A 17,063-nucleotide genomic window follows, 5' to 3' on the forward strand; every position below is an offset into this window, starting at 1 on the left:
TTTCTCGGAGAGGCCTTGCGAGGTCGCTCAGCGCGCGGGCAGAAGCGATTGAGCGTCACGGCTCCACGCCTGGGTCGCCATCTGCACAGCGTCCCACGGCGAGCCGAGCGGCGGGGTGTACGACAGGTCGAGGTCGCTGATTCCCTCGACGGTCATGCCGTGGTGCAGGGCGGTGGCGAATGTATCGACCCGTTTAGAGATCTCTGCCCCGCGGGTGCCAACGAGCTGTGCGCCGAGCAGCAGGCCACTGCCCATTTCTCCGGTGACGCGGATGCTGATGGGCGTGGCTCCCGGGTAGTACCTCTTGTGGTCGTCGGCGACCGCGGTGTGGCTGTGCGGCGAGTGTCCAGCAGCCGCGGCTTCGTGGTCGCGCAGGCCGGTGCGCGCAGCCACGAGGTCGAACACCTTCACGACCTGGGTTCCGAGGCTTCCGGCGAACCGGGCGTTTCCTCCGACCGCGTTCTCTCCCGCGACTCGTCCCTGCTTGTGCGCCGTGGTGCCCAGCGGAAGGTACGTCACTCCGAGCTGGCGGTGGTGGGTGACCACTCCATCCCCGGCAGCCCAGACGTGCGGCAGCCCCGTGCGCATCTGCTCATCGACGACGACCGCACCGCCCGCACCCGTCTCTGCGTCGGCCGCCGTCAAGAGATTCGTGTTCGGGCGCACCCCGACGACGACCAGGACCACGTCGGCGCTGCGAGCGAAGACTTCCCCGTCGCGCGTGCCGGTGACGGTGGGGCGGCCGGCGTCGAGTGCGATGCTTTCCACGCGGGTGCGGGTGAGCACGTCGACACCGTGTCGACTGAGTTCTTCGTGGACGAGACCGCCGAGTTCCGGGTCGAGGGTCGAGAGCACTTCTTCGCCGCGTTGCAGCTGCGTGACGTGGAGCCCGCGGACCGTCAGCGCCTCGGCCATCTCGAGGCCGACGTATCCGGCCCCGACGATGATCGCCGTCTGCGGGTGGTGTTCGTCGAGGTAGCGTTCGAGGGCGAAGGTGTCGCCCATCGAGTGGAGCATGTGCACGCCGTCGGCGGGTCCGAGCAGGTCGAGACCGTCGATTCCCGCGGCGGAGGGAGATGCGCCGGTGCCGACCATGAGCTCGTCGTAGGAGATGGTGGACTCGACGCCGTCGACATCGCGAACGGTGAGCGCACGGGCATCGACGTCGATGCTCGTGGCCAGGGTGTTCAGACGCAGCCGCATTCCGGTCGCTTCGAGGTCTGCGTGCGTGCGGTGCGCGAGCGACTGCCAGGGCTGCACCTCGCGAGAGAAGTAGTACGGGATGCCGCAGATAGAGAAGTTCGGGTACGCGTCGGCGACGACGACGGTGACATCGACGGAGGGGTCGAGTTCACGCGCGCGGAGGGCCGTGGATATCCCGGCGTCACTTCCGCCGATGACTACAAGGTGCATGCAGGCCTTTCAGAGCCGTGAGTCCGGTGTCGACGCCGGAAGGGAACGAGGCGAGGCCCCGTCACTCATCCTGACCCAGATCGTCGAGAGGGTCCGTCGCTTTAGGTGCACCCGCAACGAACTCTTCGGCGGTCGTTCACCTTGCGTTCATATAGATGACCTTCTATGACTAAGTCAGATAGACCAGCATCTATTCGAGGCGGTGTATCGACTGCCTCGACTCCACGACCCTGAGATGAAAGTAGCAATCGTGCGAAAGACCACAGCAAAGATCTTCGCTTCAACCGCATTGATCCTCGTCGGTGCATTCACCCTGAGCGCCTGCGGCGGCCAGGCGAGCGGCGGCGAGTCCTCCGGCTCCGGCGATGGCGGCGGCATGAGCGGTTCGGTAAACACCGACGGCTCCTCGACGGTTGCCCCGCTCACGGAGGCAGCAGCCGACCTGTTCCGCGACGAAGAAGCGGGCGTCAACGTCTCCGTCGCAACATCCGGCACCGGCGGAGGCTTCAAGGTCTTCTGCGCGGGCGAAACCGACATCTCCAACGCCTCGCGCGCCATCAAGGACGAGGAGATCGCCGAGTGCGACTCTGCCGGCATCGAGTACACGGAGATCATCGCGGCCAACGACGGTCTGTCCGTCGTCGTCAACCCCGAGAACGACTGGGCCGAGGACCTCTCGGTCGAGCAGCTCAACATGATCTGGAGCCCCGAGGCTGAGGGGGAGATCACCAACTGGAACCAGGTCGACCCGAGCTTCCCCGACCAGGCAATCACGCTTTTCGGTGCCGGCACCGACTCGGGCACCTTCGACTACTTCACCGACGCCATCAACGGTGAAGAGGGCGCGATCCGCACGGACTACAGCCCGTCCGAGGATGACAACATCACCATCCAGGGTGTCGCCGGCGATGTCGGGGCCATCGGCTTCCTTGGCCTCAGCTACGTCGAGGAGAACGAGGGCGTCATCAAGGCTGTCGCGGTCGACGGCGTGATGCCGAGCACCGAGACCGTGCAGGACGGCACGTACACCCCGCTCGGCCGCCCCCTGTTCGTCTACGTCAACAACGCCTCGTACACGGACAAGCCTCAGGTGAAGTCGTTCATCGACTTCTACGTGGAGAACTCTCTCGACATCGCGGAGCGCGCCCTGTTCGTGCCGCTCACCGAGGATCAGGTCACCACCGCCGCGGACGAGCTCGCGTCGCTCGGCTGAACACGCTCGACTAAAGAAAGCAGCTCATGACCACCGTCGCTGAGCGGCAAGGGGGCCCGGCTACCGGCCGGGCCCCCTCCCCCTCCTCATCCTTCGCGGGACGCCGTCGACCTGGCGAGTTCCTCATCAAGCTCGGCCTACGGCTGGCAGCAGCGATCACGGTGATCACGACCGTGGGCATCGTCATCGCCCTCCTGGTCCCGTCGCTGAGCTTCTTCGCCGAAGTCTCACCGTTCGAGTTCCTCTTCGGCACGCGTTGGGCTCCTCGGTTCGCTGACGCCTCATTCGGTGTCCTCCCCCTGGTTACCGCAACGCTGTGGACCACGGTCATCGCACTGCTCGTTGCTGTTCCTTTCGGCCTCGGCGCTGCCATCCTTCTGGCGGAATATGCGAAGCCGCGGGTCCGCAAGGTACTGAAGCCGCTGCTCGAGATCCTCGCGGGTATCCCGACCGTGGTTTACGGGTTCTTCGCACTCCAGTTCGTGCAGGGCACGGTCCTGCGCGACTGGCTCCAGCTCCCCACCGGTGCATTCAGCGTGCTTGCGGCGGGCCTCGTCATGGGGGTCATGATTATCCCGACAATCGCCTCGATTGCTGAGGATGCCATGTCCGCCGTTCCGGGCGCTCTGCGCCAGGGAAGTGCTGCTCTTGGCGCCAACCGGATGCAGACCACTCTCCGAGTCGTCTTTCCGGCCGCGCTGTCCGGCATCGTCGCCGCCGTGGTTCTCGGAATCTCACGAGCTGTCGGCGAAACGATGATTGTCGCAATCGCGGCGGGAAGTCAGGCGCAGCTCGTGAGCAACCCACTGGAACAGGGACAAACGATGACGGGATTCATCGCAAACGCTGCGCTCGGCGACTCGCGGGTCGGAAGCCTCGAGTACAACACCCTCTTCGCTGTCGGACTTTTGCTGTTCCTCATCACGCTGCTCATCAACTTCATCAGCATTCGCTTCGTCCGCCGATTCCGTGAGGCCTACTGATGTCCACCACCACCACACGCCCCGAAGCGCGAGAGCTTCGCATCACCAAGCCACTGGCAACTGGACGCAACGGCGAGCTCCGACCCAGCGCGCTCATCTTCCTCCTGCTGCTGTGGTTCTCTCTCTTCGTGGCCTTCGCGGTGCTCGTCACCCTGCTCATCACGATTTTCATCACCGGACAGAACAAGCTCTCCTGGAATCTGGTGACGAACTTCCCCTCCGCCGACCCCGAAGAAGCAGGCGCACGCCCCGCGATCCTTGGCTCCGTCTGGGCAATCGGCACCACCGCGGTACTGACGCTCCCACTCGGCATCGCTGCAGCCGTGCATCTGGAAGAGTTCGCCGACCGCAAGCGCTGGTTCAACAGGTTCGTCGAGCTCAACGTGCAGAATCTCGCGGCAGTGCCGTCCATCGTCTACGGTCTGCTCGCCCTCGCCTTCCTGTCGATGCTGGGGGTGACGAACAAGAACATCGTCATCGGCGGAGCACTCGCGCTGACGCTACTGATCCTCCCGGTCATCATCATCGCCACCAGGGAAGCACTGCGTGCCGTGCCCAGCGAGATCCGCGACGGGTCGCTCGCATTGGGAGCGACCCAGTGGCAGACGACCTGGCGGCAAGTGCTTCCCGCCTCTGTTCCCGGCATCGCGACCGGCTCCATCCTTGCTCTGTCGCGCGCCCTCGGGGAAGCGGCCCCGCTGCTCGTCCTCGGCGCGCTGGTGTACATCACGTTCGATCCGAACGGGCTACTCAGCGGGTACACCACCCTCCCCATCCAGATCTTCAACTGGACCGGGCGACCGCAGGAAGGGTTCCACGAACTCGCCGGCGCCACGAGCCTCCTGTTGCTCGCCGTGCTCATCCTGATGAACGCCCTCGCTATCTTCATCCGCAACAAGTTCCAGAAACGGTGGTAAACCCATGAGCACCTCCACGAGCACCTCTACGGGCGACGCCGCACCGGCGGCGCACACGCACTTCCATGCCGCAGAATCACGACGGGTTGCCGAAACCCCCAGCGGACTCATCCGCTGTGAAGACGTCAACGTCTACTACGGCGACTTCCGCGCCGTCACCGGCGTGAATCTAGAGTTCGGTCGCAATGAGATCACGGCACTCATCGGTCCCTCAGGATGCGGAAAGTCCACTCTTCTGCGCTCCCTGAACCGTATGAACGACCTCGTCGACGGCGCCCGCGTCGAAGGAAACGTCATCTTCCAAGAGGAGGACATCTACGCGAAGGGCGTCGACCCCATCGAGGTTCGACGACGCATCGGCATGGTGTTCCAGAAGCCGAACCCGTTCCCGAAATCGATCTACGACAACATCGCGTACGGCCCCCGAGTCACCGGGATGAAGGTCGACAACATGGACGACCTCGTCGAGGAGGCACTGACACGCTCAGCCCTCTGGGGAGAGGTGAAAGACAAGCTCAAGCAGTCGGCCTTCGGACTCTCCGGTGGACAGCAGCAGCGCCTCTGCATCGCGCGCACCATTGCGGTGCAGCCCGACGTGATCCTGATGGACGAGCCGTGCTCGGCCCTCGACCCCATCGCCACCTCGCGGATCGAAGACCTGATGCACGAGCTGCGCAAGGACTACACAATCATCATCGTCACCCACAACATGCAGCAGGCCGCACGAGTCGCCGACCGCACGGCATTCTTCACCGCCCTCGCCGACGAGACCACGGGAGACCGCACCGGAGTCCTGGTTGAATACGACCTCACGAAGAACATCTTCGAGCAGCCGCAGGACCAGCGCACGGAGGACTACATCAGCGGACGATTCGGATGAGTTCCCCCGCTGGCGGCGATCCTCGGTTCGTCCTGCACGGGCGCAGTGCGGAGATCCTTCGCGGCAGCTTCGCTGAGTTCCGACACGCAGGCGTCCCGATAACGGTTCACGCTGAGATTGTCGATGCTCTGGCTGACTTGGCCCACGACTATGAAGCCTCGCTTGTCCTGGCTGGCGGCGAGTCCTTTGACCGGCTGGCGGCCATCATGCAGATCGCCGAGCCGGTGTGTGGCGGGTCGATCTTCCTCGGTGTGTCCGAAGAGACGGAGACATCGACGATTGAAGCCGCGATGCGAGCGGGATTGCGTGGCACCATCCGCCTTCCCATCACCCCCGACCGATTGCGTGAAGTGACTCGCTTGCACCCGCGGACAGGCCCGCAGGACCGCACCCTCCGATTCGGAGAATTGACCCTTGATATCACGCACCGCAGCCTCCGCTGGCAGAAGCATGCGCTGCTGCTTCCCCCGCGCGAGTTCGAGCTCCTGCATCAGATCGTGCGCGCCTACCCGGAGAGCGTGAGCATCGACACACTCGCCCTCGCGTTCGGGTCCGACCTCGAAGATCCACAGGCGTCGGTGCGCGTCGCCATGACGAAGCTGCGCGCGCGCCTGGCCACTTTCGCCCCCGCACAAGCCCTCATTGAGACGGTGCGAGTAGCCGGCTACCGACTCGCGTCCTGAAGCTCTACTTTGAGCTCCACCAGGAGCTGTACGACCCGGGCACGAATATCGTCCCGAACCCCGCGCAGACCTTCTTCGTCGAGTTCCAACGGATCTGGCAGGTCCCATTCCATGTACCGGCGCCCAGGGAAGACGGGGCACGCATCCCCGCACCCCATCGTGATGACGTAGTCGGCGGCGCGCACCACTTCATCGGTCAGCGGCTTCGGGAACTCGCCCCAGAGCTCCACGCCCACTTCTTCGAGCGCAGCGGCAACACGAGGGTGGGCACCCTCCGCCGGGGAGGAACCTGCCGTACGCACGTGCACCCGTCCGCCTGAAAGATGACGGAGCAGGGCTCCAGCCATCTGCGACCGCCCCGCGTTCTGAACACACACGAACAGGACCTCAGGAGTATCCCGCAGAACCAGGCCCTGACTAGTCGCCAGTGCGTCCAAGCGGTCGGCCGCGTACCGAGCGGTCATCGTCAACAGGTGCTCACGCACTCGCGTTCGCTGGCTCAGCAACAGGTAGCTTTGGGCGACATAACCGGCCACTGTCTCGCGGCTGAAGGTCGAACTGAATCTGTAAGAGAGGTCGTCAACGACGGTGGCCACAGCGTGTGGGAGAGCCGTGACGGGAGCCTCGGGGGTTGTCGGCTCAATCGACTCACTTGACAGCAGTCTCCCGAAACGGACCCAGGCATCGACGGTCGGCACCCAGACATCGTCGTCGCTGCGGATGAGATCAACGAGCGCCAGCGAGTGAATCGCTTGCTCGACGACCGAGAGATCGGCATTCAGCACAACCGCTATCTCCGGCGCTTTGATACCGGATGCAAGCGCGCTGAGAACACGGAGCGTGTCGGGGTTGCCGAGAACTGACACTTGACCCGCGCGCTCCCGGGCAGCCTGCTCGCCGAGAGGGCTTCCTACTCGGTGCTGCGATTCCTCGCTCACCGCAGAAAATCCTCGACGGCGCTGCGGCGCTGTGGGTGCACGGAGAGCCAGCCGAGCTTGCCGTCCTGCTCACGTGCGAGGAACCCGTCGTCCAACAGAATGCGGACGTGATGGGTCACCGTCGGCTGACGCAACCCCAGCGCCTCCGCTAGTTGACCTACCGTCGCCCGCTCATCAGCCGAACCCAGCACAATACTCAAAATTTGGAGACGTGTCGGATCAGCTACCGCCCTCAACGTCCGCGCCAGCTCTTCGGCGGCACCACGATTGAGCGCCCCTCCGACCGGAGGCTTGGACGCAGGCTGACTCGACACCGTCACAGTTTACGCAACGGCAAAGCCACTATTCTGAAGTAGCTCAAAGACGTCCGATATGGCGCTGGACGTCAAACCTGGGTTCCCCATGTCGGCGAATTTCTTCGTCCGGCCGAGAACGAGAGTCTATGCGCGGGCATCGACGTTCGGAGTGAACGCAAGCCCACACGGCACGCATGTGAACCCCTTCGGGACGTCGCGGAGCACGTCCCACCTGAGATCAGATCCGCCGCACCGGTGAGAGCGTGTAGGTGCCGTCCAGGACGGCCTCTCGTGGTTGGTAGATGCGAATCATAGGCCTGAAGTCGCCGGCTGGTGTGGGAAGCCAGTTGGCCTTGCGCTCTGGTTCGCTGGGCTCGTCGTGTTGCAGATAGATGGTGAGCGAGCCGTCGTGCGCGTATCGGGTTCCCGCAGTCCTGTCGCCGATGGAGTAGCGCTCGATGGGGTTCTCGACGAGGTAGTACTCCGGCATGGAGTACATCGTCATGGACCAGACGGCATCTACGGGCGGCAGCTCGGTGAAGGTGATTTCGTATCGGTTGCTGCGTTGAGCTGTTCTCGTTGGTCGTCCACGTATACCTGCGGATACACCGCCTCATAGGCGTGGTTGCCCCAGAGCGCGTTGCGGGCGGCTGCAGCACGGTCGAGGTAGGCGTCGTCGCGGTCGGCGATCCTCCACTCGTCCGTGTTGATCGTTCCGACGCTGAAGGCACTTGCTGCGGTCGGGCAGACTGTGCCTGACGATTCGAAAGGAAACCATGCACCTTCACCTGAGCGCAGAGAGCGTCCACCTGAGCGAGGGACATGCCAGGGTGCTCGACAACGAGTTCTTCCTTTCGCAGCCGTCGGCATACTTCGCGTCCCGGATCTCGTCGCTACTCGCCGCAGAGCGCAATGCGACTACGCCGATAGCGGCAGATCACCCAGACTTCTTTGCTGCTCTTAGTCTCACTGACAGTGACACTTTGCTCGCGTTCAACGAGCAGGACCGTCGAGTACAGATTGCCGTCGAAGCTCTCAGTCTCCGTCATCAGGCCGCGGAAGCTTTGATGCGCTTCCTCTATGCCGTCTGTGCGGCGTCGCCGCGCGCCGGCGACGCCGCCTGTGCCTGGCTAGCCGTTGCCGACAGCCCGACGGCGCTCGTCGATGTCGTCCGAACTACGGTCGCTGCGCTGGAAGCCGACGACAAACTATTCCTCCGCACCCTCTTCACGCCGGGCACTCCTGTAGACGAGAAGGCTGCCGCGGCAGCAGATACCGCCCTGGCGTGGATGAACCACGCAAGTGCACTCCTCACTGATGACGAGCTGTCGGTTAACGCGGCCCATAACAAGGTGAAGCACGGCCTCGCCGTGAGCGCTCGTGGAGACGTTCGTATCGAACTCATCACCACTCCGCCGGACGATCTCGGTCAGATTCCCGAAAGCGCATTCGGTGCGGGGAGGTCCGTGCCCATTTTCGACCGTCCCATGCTGACCTACCTCAGCCGCCCGCACGTGAAGCCCAAGCACGGGGTCGAGGCAATCTCGCTGCGCGTGGACGTCCCGGTGGTGCTCGCAGAGGCGTGGATGATCGCCAACGTCTACGCCGCGATGTTCCACGTTCGGGCGCGTCGGCACTTCGGCGAGGACATGCCGGACGGCGTCGCGCCGTACCCGACCCTCGTCATAGGACGGCTTCCGGAACACGTGATAGGCGGTCGACCGCTCGGGTACCGGTCGGCTGTGACTCTGCCGCCGGACGGCACCACTCCCCCGCGAAGGTCTGGCCTGTTCTTCCACGGCCAGTTCATCCCCATGGAACTCGACTACGACAACAAAGTCAAAGGGGTCGTCGTTGAAGGCTAGAAACGGACTGTCGGAGCTGTTCGGTAGCTTGGGATCGGGAGGGCGCAACTCATGATTACGGTCGATTGCAGCATCTGCGGCGAGACGATGGCGCACGCGGTTAAGCCTCGCGAGCGGTGGACTCCACTGCCTCAAAAGGAGCGGCCGACGCCGATCCCTTTCGCCTTCGACGAGTGGGTCTGTCCCAGCGGCCACCGTCGCGATCTGACCTACTCCGAGTCGCGGATATTCGAATGACGCCGGACGACGTTGTAGCTGCAGCGACGGTCGCTGGCGTCATCGTGGCGGCGCTGTTCGGCCTGACGGGTTTTGTCGTGGGCCTGGTTAGTTTGAATCACGCGCGCAAGGCCAGGGAATCCGCCGCCGGAGCCAACCTAATCGCCAAAGATTCGAACATCATCGCTGTCAACGCGAACGCGCTGTCTTCCGAAGCCAACACCATCGCTCGGGAAGCGAACGATCTTGCCCGCCTGAGCGATGTGCGAGCGACGGAACAACACGACGTTACCTGGGACTGCAGCTGGCGGGCACCCGGCGTGTACGCGGTTCGCAACGAGGGAAAGCAGGCGGCTCATAGGGTCTGGATTCAGATCACTATCGACGACGAGGTCGAGGAAGCGAACCTTGAGGTTGTCGAGGGTGGCGAGACGGTCCTGCTCGAGATGCCGAACGCCAAGGCGGCGTGGGACGCAGAAAAACGTGCGGAAGAGGAGCGCCGCCAACCCCGACGGTCAGGCGGAATTCTCGGTGGAATCAACGTCCCGAGTTTTGCGATGCCTGCAATGAATTATCACTTCAACCGCGACCGTATCCTGTGGCGAACTGAGCTCGGCACTCCGAAGGAACATGACAAGAGCTTCAACATGGGGTCGGTCGGTCCGTAGCGCTTACGGTCGCGCGACGCCCCCTCATCTTTTCGTCACCGCCTGCGACACGTCAACGTTCTCGATTCGGCTGGCGCGCTCATTCGGAGAAGCTGAGATCGGACGCACCTACCCGGGTATCGTCAATCCTCGGACAGAGAGAACGGGTCGCCCCAGACCCAGCATCAAGCCTGACTCACCGCTAGTAGGAAACCCATGGGCCAAGATCGTCGGCCCGTGCCACACGGCGACGAGTCTGGGCAGGGGCCTCGGATGGAGCGAGGATGAAGTCGTCGAAGCCGGGAATCAGCTGCGTCTCATGATGCTGCGCACGGACAACGACATCCTGGTCGTCCCTCGTTCCAGCTTCCGGATGGGCAAGTGGTAGCGGGGCTGACGGAGGCCCTCCGCGTGCTGCAGACGGGAACCGCTGACTCATGGACGTGGGCACAGTGGCTGAACAGCGGACTGCCGGATGAGGATCCGCCCCGCAACATTCAATTGCTCTACGAAGGGCGATTGTGCGACGTGCTCCGCCACGCCTCTCACGACGCGTGGGCTTGGAAGTCTTGAGCGGGCGCGGACGGTTCCCGCTGCCTTGCGAGGGCTGGAGGCAGGGCAACAGTCCCGGCGTTGTCGTGCGTCCGCGGGAGACGCGGTGAACGCTTCAGCGCACGGTGATGGCTTCGGTGTAGGCCTCGTCAGCTCGTTGATAGACGATCAGCGGCGGTTGGGCGTCTCGCATGTGATGTTGGCCACAGGCGATTGCTGCAGCGATGGGAACAGCGGCCAGGAGGTGCATCCGTTCGCAGCGGGGAAAGTTGATCTCGACCTGAGCGAGCGCGGAACGCCATGCTTTAGCGAAGGATGCAAGATCAGCCTTGGTCTGTATCGCGTCTGGGCTCGGATGTTCTGCGACAAGAGAGACGCGGGGCATGTCGGTGAGGCCTGCCGGTCCTCGCTCCACTTCGACAACCCCTGACACGCTGACCGTGATCACGATGTCAGTTGCTGTCGGGCTCGCTCCGCTGGATGCCACCTCGAAGGCTGAAGGAGTCTCTGGTTCGTTGCGCCAACAGCAGGCGAGGTCCTCTGCGTCACGGAATCGAGGAAAGACGCGGATGTCCGCCTTGTCGTCGAGCTTGGACCCGAGGAAGACGAGTAGCGGGACGGGTGCCATCGCGAACACCGCGACCGTGTCATAGGGCGAGTCCCGAAGGTCGGCTATCTGCTTTTCGATCTTCTGCGTCCCCTCTGTCCATACCCAGGGATCTGAGTCGTTGGCATCTATGGTCACGACGAACTCGGCGTCGCGCGGATGCTCACCCGCTGGACTGAGGTCCTCGAGGTGCAGGGCCGCTCCGATCTGACGGTCGGTTGCTGGCGACAGCGTGTTCCGCACTCGGCTGGTGACGCGTACGACCGCGGTCTCTGTGACCGTAGCGAAATCGGTCACGCGGCGAACCCGATCTTCGTGGGTGCGTTTGTGCCGTCGAAGATAGTCCTGGTTGTAGACCTTGTCCGCACCTTCCGCGTCCACCATACGGTGGCACTGGTGGCAGAGCAGGAGCAGATTCTCAGGCAACGCCCGTTCGTCGGGTGTCAGCGGTGACGCACCCCGAGGGGAATTCTTGCCGGTGGTCGCTCCGACGTTGTGGGCTACCTCGCCGTGAGCGGTGTGATGAAAGTAGGAGCGCCCGCCGCCGAGCAGGTACGCGGAGCACAATACGCAGCGTCCCGCTGCGCGGACCCATATTTCGCGTATCACGGAGTCCGGGATGTCGACCCGCGCGACCTGAGTATTCCGTCGTGGCATGCGCTCCCCCAGCCCCAATGTCGGTGGTCCTCATTATCATATGAACTACACCGTTGTAGTTCATCCATCGTCTGGGGACGATGTCAAATGGGAAGGGGACCCCAATGCAACTTGAAGATCACTTCGGAGTGTTGCTCCGAGACACCGTCAACTTGAGCCAGTTTCGTCTCGACACATTGGACGACCGCGTGTCTAAGATCTACTCCGCTCTTCGAAACGACAGTGAGCTAGGGACACGCGTGCTGGGGATGAGTAAGCAGGGCTCATGGGCCCACCGGACGATCATCAGCCCGGTCGGCGAGAACGAGTTCGATGCAGACTTCATGCTCTACCTGGAGGATGACGCAGAGTGGTCGCCCCAAGACTTCCTGACCAATGTGAAATCCGCTCTCTTGCGGAGCCCCGTCTACGGGAAGATGACGGTGAATCGCAAGAACAGATGTGTCCGCGTTGTGTATGCGAACTCCTGCCACATCGACATCGTTCCCGCGATCTCTCGCGGAGGTAATGAGTACGTGGCGAACTTCAGGGATGACCAGTGGGAAGCGACGAACCCCGAAGGCTTCACGCGATGGATGAAAGAGAAAGATGAGATCACAGGAGGCAACCTCCGCAGAGTGATCCGTCTGATGAAGTTCCTGCGCGACCACCGGGGGTCGTTCACCGGAACACGGTCCGTCATTCTCACGACTCTCCTCGGAGAACAGATTCAGGCCTACCGCACCTTCGGCGACGCGGGGTATTACAAGAACGTTCCGACCTCGCTTGTCCACATCATCAGCGACCTCGACGAGCACCTGTGGGCGAACCCGACGAAACCGGTCGTGATGGACCCGTCCGGGTCGGGAGCCAGCTTTGACCACCGGTGGACGCAGGAGACCTACTCGTACTTCAGGGAACGGGTGCACGCGCACGCCGCGGAGATGCGAGCCGCCTACGACTCGACCTCGAAGGACGACAGCGTCGAAAAGTGGCAGGCGCAGTTCGGAGAAGGATTCAAGGCACCATCCACGTCCGAGTCGAGCACGCCGTTCGGCGAACCGAAGTCGACGCCCGCATCGACCAGCTTGTCGGGTCGCGCCGGTTGACCGGCTCGCCCGGCCGCTCGACGTGGCAGCAGGAGTTCGTGACAGATCTCGAAGCCGTTGTGCGGGCACACTCCGACCTCATCGTCATTCGTGAGCAGCGCAAACCCTCAGCGGACGGCCAGATCACAATCCAGCTGGCGATGCGTACGGCCGACATCCCGCATGCCGAGGGGGGACTCGTCCTGGAACCGACCGAGATCGTCGAGGTCACGATCCCTAGGACCTCTTACCGGCCACCGTCGGTTCGTGTGACCCATCGACGCTTCGTCGGATACCCCCACGTTCTCGGCGGTCTAGTGCTCTGCATCTACCTTGACGCGAGTCGCGAGTGGAACCCGCAGAACGGCGCGGCGGGCTTCCTTAATCGGCTATGGGGCTGGTTCGAGTCTGCGGCCGGCGGGAAATTCGATCCCCATACGGCGCTGTTTCACGCCGTCGGGGGCACTGATCACACGACCAACTCCACCCCTACCGTCGTGATTCGTGACGACCTCGAGGACGGAGTTGCACGCGCCGCTCTCGTGCCCCGAGGTGATCTTCGCTTCGACCTCTCGTTGAGCGAGCACAAGGGCGGTATACGAGTGCCGATCATCGCGTCAAGCTCGCCCCTGCCGCTCGGGGCCGGCACCACACTTGAAGAACTTGCAATGATTCTGGATGACCCAGATCTCGGTCGCGGCGGACGCCCAGACGTCGGCCTCCCCTCGCGAAAAGATTCACTCGGCATCGTTTTCGCCGCAGCCTCGAAGCGCAATACTGCAGGTTCGCCGCAGCCATTCGTTTTGCGAGTCCCCCACCCCGCCGGAGGCGCTCCGCACGTACTTATCGGGTCGCTGGCAGCAGAAACAGCGGATGAGCTTCGGGCCGGCAGGGATGTCCCCAACGCTCGGATCGACTGGTGGATCGCTGAGTTCATCGCTCGCGCCGGAGCGAGAAGAATCGTAATCTCAGATCCAGCTGCAATAACTGGCGGACTCTTGGTGCGCCAGAACTACACCGAAGACGACATCGGCACGACCAAAGAGGCTGCGTTGGCTTCTCGCCTCGGAGCGATCAATGACGCCGTGATCATAGAGGTGCTCGACGACTCTGGCACACTTGACTTCGCCGAGTTCGACCTAATCATCGATGCAAGTGTGAGTCTGGCACTCGGCCAAGCTCTTTCCTCCGCCGCTCCCGCGACAACCACCGCACAAGTGGCGGTGGATCCGCGAACGGCGTCGGTCGGAATGGTTCTCGTCAGGCCAGCGGCGTGCCCGCTCCCCCTGATAGAGCTAGACGAACATCTTGGGATCAAGGTGCGAGACGATCCGTCGCTCGAGGACTACCACCCTCTGTGGTCACCCGGCACCCACGATCTGCTGGTTCCCACGCGCGGCTGCTCGGTTCCCACTTTTCATGGCTCTGCCGCAGACCTCGCAGCGGCGGCGGGAGTGATGGTCTCGCTTCTGGGACAGCAGCTCCTGTCTCCCTCGGCAGGCGTCCATCTCTTCACACTTCCTCATGTGACTTCACCGCAGACTCGAGCGTCTGTCTTCGCCACACTCGATCCTGGGGCGCCTCAACTCTGAGGTACGGCGCACGACGCACCGAGCGTAGCGACTGTCGCAATGACCTGCTTCGACCCGGGATGCACTCTCGTGGTGTCTGACCGCGGATACGTTCAGACTGACAAGCGACTTGCACGGCCGTGCGCGACTCAGAATCGAAGAGGGTTGCGGTCCTCGACGCACAGGAGGGGCCAGAACATGGCGGGGTCGTAGAGTTTGGGGTCGAACGCCGCACACGACGCAGGGACTCCATGCGCGGCGACCCGTGAGTAATAATGCTGAACTTGATAATGCTCCTCCCCAGTAAAACGGTTGCCCGTCTTTCGACCTGAAGAAAGGTACCCTCGCCCGCCGCCGCGCTACCGTCAACGTGTGAGCACCAAAAATACGCACGCCCGAGGTCCGCGCGCGCGAAGGCGCACCTGGGTGGCCGGCGGAGCCTTGCTGCTGCTATCCGTAGCCGTCGGCATCGCAGCTCGAGGGCAACTGGCGAGCTTCGCTCCCGCCAAAGACTGGGTCTTCGCAGCCGCGATGATTCTGCTCGTGGTCGGCATGGGCCGCGCCGGGAGCCTCACCGCTCGGCGCATCGTCGGCACCGCTGCGGCGATACTCCTGGTCACCGTACCCCTGACGCAGTCTTACTGGTTCAGCTTCATCCCCGATAGCACAGAAGACCCACACCTCGCCGAAGACGTCGGGGCGTTCATCGCGTTCACGTACCACGGAATCATGGCCATCCTTGCTGTCATCACGGTCGTGGAGATCGCCCGAGCGAAGGTCATTCCCTCGCCGTGGCGATGGGCGCCGCTGTGGGTGGCGGTTCTCACACCCATCACCTACGCGATTGGCCTGACCCTGTTCAGCTCCGCTCCCCTCGGCACCACGCTGGCAAGCACCGGTGCCATCGTCGCCGGGTACGGCCCAGCGGTAGGCATCGCCCTCCTCGGTGTTCTCGGCATCGCACTCGGTATGCGAGAAAAGGCAACTCGCGACGACGCACCGGCGGAGTTCGGCTAAACGGAGAGTTGCTCGCTGAAGATGTGCTGCGCTCGGACCACTATGTCGTCCAGGCGAGACTGCAGGTACGGTCCCGGACACTCGGTCCCCGACCACGTCTCCTGGTGGGTGATGACATGCTTTCGGTCGATGCTGAAGGACACCGGTACACCGTCGAGGGTCTTGCCGTCGAAGGTCGCGAGCCACGCGATCATCTGCGAGAGCTCTTCGAGCTGGGCCGCCGTCACTGTGTACTCAGGTGCCCCGGTGTGGTTCAAGGTCTCCACCGCCAGGGACCGCCAGTTCCACTCCGCTCCCGTTGCGGAAGGCTTCGCGCCAGGGCGAATCAATTCGAAGACCGACCCGTTGTGCCGCAGGTAGAACGTGGGCGCAGAAGAACGCTTGTTGCAGCGCGAGAGGAAGTCCAGTTGGTCATTGGTCGTACCGGTGTGGTGGATGATGAACCGATCAATGACCGGCGTCACCGTGTGGCGGTCACTTCCTGCCGTGTCACGGCTTGCCCGAGTGGTCGGGCTCGCGCAATCTTCAAATCCCAGAGGCACCTCAAGGCCTCGCGACGCGCGGGGATAAACGGGCTCGTACCGGGTCAGACCCATCGGATTGTCCGGGTCCACCGGGCTGGTGGCGGTGTCTGAGGGTTCGGCCGTCGCAGCGAGCCAGATCCCCGCCGCGGTCACAGCGACGCCGGCGCCCCCCGCGATCAGAAAGCGTCGGCGCGTGTGCCCCGGAGGAGGCACGTCGGAATCGGTCTCGTGGCGTTGCTGCATCTGCCTATTCAACACGCGCTCGACCAAGTCGGACCCGTTGAGACTGCCGGAGCTCATGCGGCGCCCCGACGATGCTTCTCCGCAGAGCTCCCTAGGTCGGAGGCGCCAGACGCTGCATTACGCGAGCACGCGGTATCGCAGATGGACCTCGCTGGCGAACGCCGAAGTGTGAACGCGCTCCAGTGTGATGTGCTCGCTGAGTCCCGTGAAGAGTGATATTCCGCTTCCCAGAAGTATCGGCACGACATGCAACACGATCTCGTCGATGAGGCCCTTCTCCAGGCATTGCCTGGAGACGCTGCCACCCAGCACGCTGACCCACTTATCCCCTGCCACCCGCTTGGCTGCCGTCACGGCTTCGGCCACGTCATCGACGACGAAGTGGTAAGTGGTGCCATCCCTCTCGACGGGTTCGTGTGGGCTGTGTGTCATGAGGAAGACCGGTGCTCCGAGGATGCCGCCGTAGGGGATCTCCCCTTCTTCGATGGTCTGCGTCTTGTTCGCACCGCCGACCACCGCGCCGAGGCTTTCGACGACGCCCGCCACGAGGTCTTCGTCTTCCGGAACGGCCGAGACGTCGTTCATCCAGTCCACTCCCCCGTTCTCGTCGGCCATGAAGCCATCCAAAGAGACGGTGGCATGAATCAACACCTTCGACATTGCGGCCTCCTATGACCCCGAATCAGGAGGTGAGTCAATCGTCTCACCTCTCTTTGAAGCTAACCCATCGGGCGTCGTGAGTCAAGTGACTCACCATTGAGGCATACTGGAGTC

17 protein-coding genes are annotated in these 17,063 nt (G+C 63.2%); 10 read left to right on the top strand and 7 right to left on the bottom strand.

What is annotated here, in order from left to right; genetic code table 11:
- Positions 1–27: 27 nt before the first annotated feature.
- The gene (locus D7252_RS14450; RefSeq protein WP_120776021.1) at positions 28–1,413 is read right to left on the bottom strand and encodes an FAD-dependent oxidoreductase; all 1,386 of its coding nucleotides are present in this window, start codon (positions 1,411–1,413) and stop codon (positions 28–30) included.
- Between the two features lie 250 nt (positions 1,414–1,663).
- Between D7252_RS14450 and D7252_RS14455 the strand changes: the two genes are divergently transcribed.
- From D7252_RS14455 to D7252_RS14475, 5 genes are read left to right on the top strand one after another with little or no spacing between them, the layout of a single operon-like run.
- Entirely contained in the window at positions 1,664–2,626 is a 963-nt protein-coding gene (locus D7252_RS14455) for a PstS family phosphate ABC transporter substrate-binding protein (protein WP_259461107.1), read from the top strand.
- A 26-nt stretch (positions 2,627–2,652) separates the two neighbouring features.
- On the top strand, positions 2,653–3,609 hold the full coding sequence (gene pstC / locus D7252_RS14460; protein ID WP_120776023.1) for a phosphate ABC transporter permease subunit PstC: 957 nt from the start codon (positions 2,653–2,655) through the stop codon (positions 3,607–3,609).
- Positions 3,609–4,526 (top strand): phosphate ABC transporter permease PstA, encoded by a 918-nt coding sequence (pstA, locus tag D7252_RS14465; protein WP_120776024.1) that lies wholly within the window; start codon positions 3,609–3,611, stop codon positions 4,524–4,526. The genes pstC and pstA overlap by 1 nt, the downstream gene beginning before the upstream one ends.
- 4 nt (positions 4,527–4,530) lie before the next feature.
- Positions 4,531–5,406, top strand: coding sequence for a phosphate ABC transporter ATP-binding protein PstB (gene pstB, locus D7252_RS14470; protein ID WP_251050734.1), 876 nt, complete (start codon positions 4,531–4,533; stop codon positions 5,404–5,406).
- Complete coding sequence (locus tag D7252_RS14475) at positions 5,403–6,089, top strand: winged helix-turn-helix domain-containing protein (RefSeq protein ID WP_120776025.1); 687 nt, start codon at positions 5,403–5,405, stop codon at positions 6,087–6,089. The genes pstB and D7252_RS14475 overlap by 4 nt, the downstream gene beginning before the upstream one ends.
- On the opposite strand, the gene D7252_RS14480 is transcribed toward D7252_RS14475, so the two are convergent.
- From D7252_RS14480 to D7252_RS20240, 3 genes are all read right to left on the bottom strand, one after another.
- Entirely contained in the window at positions 6,071–7,027 is a 957-nt protein-coding gene (locus D7252_RS14480) for a low molecular weight phosphatase family protein (protein WP_120776026.1), read from the bottom strand. The two genes, D7252_RS14475 and D7252_RS14480, sit on opposite strands and share 19 nt — an antisense overlap.
- The gene (locus D7252_RS14485; protein WP_183055305.1) at positions 7,024–7,341 is read right to left on the bottom strand and encodes a helix-turn-helix transcriptional regulator; all 318 of its coding nucleotides are present in this window, start codon (positions 7,339–7,341) and stop codon (positions 7,024–7,026) included. Before D7252_RS14485 ends, D7252_RS14480 begins: the two co-directional genes overlap by 4 nt.
- A 220-nt stretch (positions 7,342–7,561) precedes the next feature.
- The gene (locus D7252_RS20240; protein WP_215111044.1) at positions 7,562–7,918 is read right to left on the bottom strand and encodes a DUF1214 domain-containing protein; all 357 of its coding nucleotides are present in this window, start codon (positions 7,916–7,918) and stop codon (positions 7,562–7,564) included.
- 235 nt (positions 7,919–8,153) lie between these two features.
- On the opposite strand from D7252_RS20240, the gene D7252_RS14495 reads away from it, so the two are divergent.
- Positions 8,154–9,188, top strand: a complete 1,035-nt coding sequence (locus D7252_RS14495; RefSeq protein WP_147406750.1) for a hypothetical protein — start codon at positions 8,154–8,156, stop codon at positions 9,186–9,188.
- 233 nt (positions 9,189–9,421) lie between these two features.
- Complete coding sequence (locus D7252_RS14505; protein WP_120776030.1) at positions 9,422–10,072, top strand: hypothetical protein; 651 nt, start codon at positions 9,422–9,424, stop codon at positions 10,070–10,072.
- A gap of 646 nt (positions 10,073–10,718) precedes the next feature.
- Here D7252_RS14505 and D7252_RS14510 read toward each other — a convergent pair.
- A complete protein-coding gene (locus D7252_RS14510) occupies positions 10,719–11,507 on the bottom strand; it encodes an SAVED domain-containing protein (protein ID WP_183055306.1) in 789 nt (262 codons plus the stop codon).
- Positions 11,508–11,971: 464 nt separating this feature from the next.
- On the opposite strand from D7252_RS14510, the gene D7252_RS14515 reads away from it, so the two are divergent.
- The 3 genes from D7252_RS14515 to D7252_RS14525 all read left to right on the top strand — a co-directional run bounded on the left by D7252_RS14515 (position 11,972) and on the right by D7252_RS14525 (position 15,522).
- Positions 11,972–12,955 carry an SMODS domain-containing nucleotidyltransferase gene (locus D7252_RS14515; protein WP_120776032.1) on the top strand — a complete coding sequence of 328 codons (984 nt, stop codon included), beginning with the start codon at positions 11,972–11,974 and terminating at the stop codon, positions 12,953–12,955.
- Positions 12,838–14,526 carry a thiamine biosynthesis protein ThiF gene (locus D7252_RS14520; protein ID WP_259461108.1) on the top strand — a complete coding sequence of 563 codons (1,689 nt, stop codon included), beginning with the start codon at positions 12,838–12,840 and terminating at the stop codon, positions 14,524–14,526. Before D7252_RS14515 ends, D7252_RS14520 begins: the two co-directional genes overlap by 118 nt.
- 351 nt (positions 14,527–14,877) lie before the next feature.
- Complete coding sequence (locus D7252_RS14525) at positions 14,878–15,522, top strand: hypothetical protein (RefSeq protein WP_147406751.1); 645 nt, start codon at positions 14,878–14,880, stop codon at positions 15,520–15,522.
- On the opposite strand, the gene D7252_RS20125 is transcribed toward D7252_RS14525, so the two are convergent.
- Together D7252_RS20125 and D7252_RS14535 are read right to left on the bottom strand one after the other, a co-directional pair.
- Complete coding sequence (locus D7252_RS20125) at positions 15,519–15,986, bottom strand: peptidoglycan recognition family protein (RefSeq protein WP_183055307.1); 468 nt, start codon at positions 15,984–15,986, stop codon at positions 15,519–15,521. The two genes, D7252_RS14525 and D7252_RS20125, sit on opposite strands and share 4 nt — an antisense overlap.
- A gap of 420 nt (positions 15,987–16,406) precedes the next feature.
- The gene (locus tag D7252_RS14535; RefSeq protein ID WP_120776035.1) at positions 16,407–16,949 is read right to left on the bottom strand and encodes a dihydrofolate reductase family protein; all 543 of its coding nucleotides are present in this window, start codon (positions 16,947–16,949) and stop codon (positions 16,407–16,409) included.
- Between the last annotated feature and the right edge of the window lie 114 nt (positions 16,950–17,063).

This window comes from Microbacterium sp. CGR2 (assembly GCF_003626735.1).
Lineage (GTDB): Bacteria > Actinomycetota > Actinomycetes > Actinomycetales > Microbacteriaceae > Microbacterium.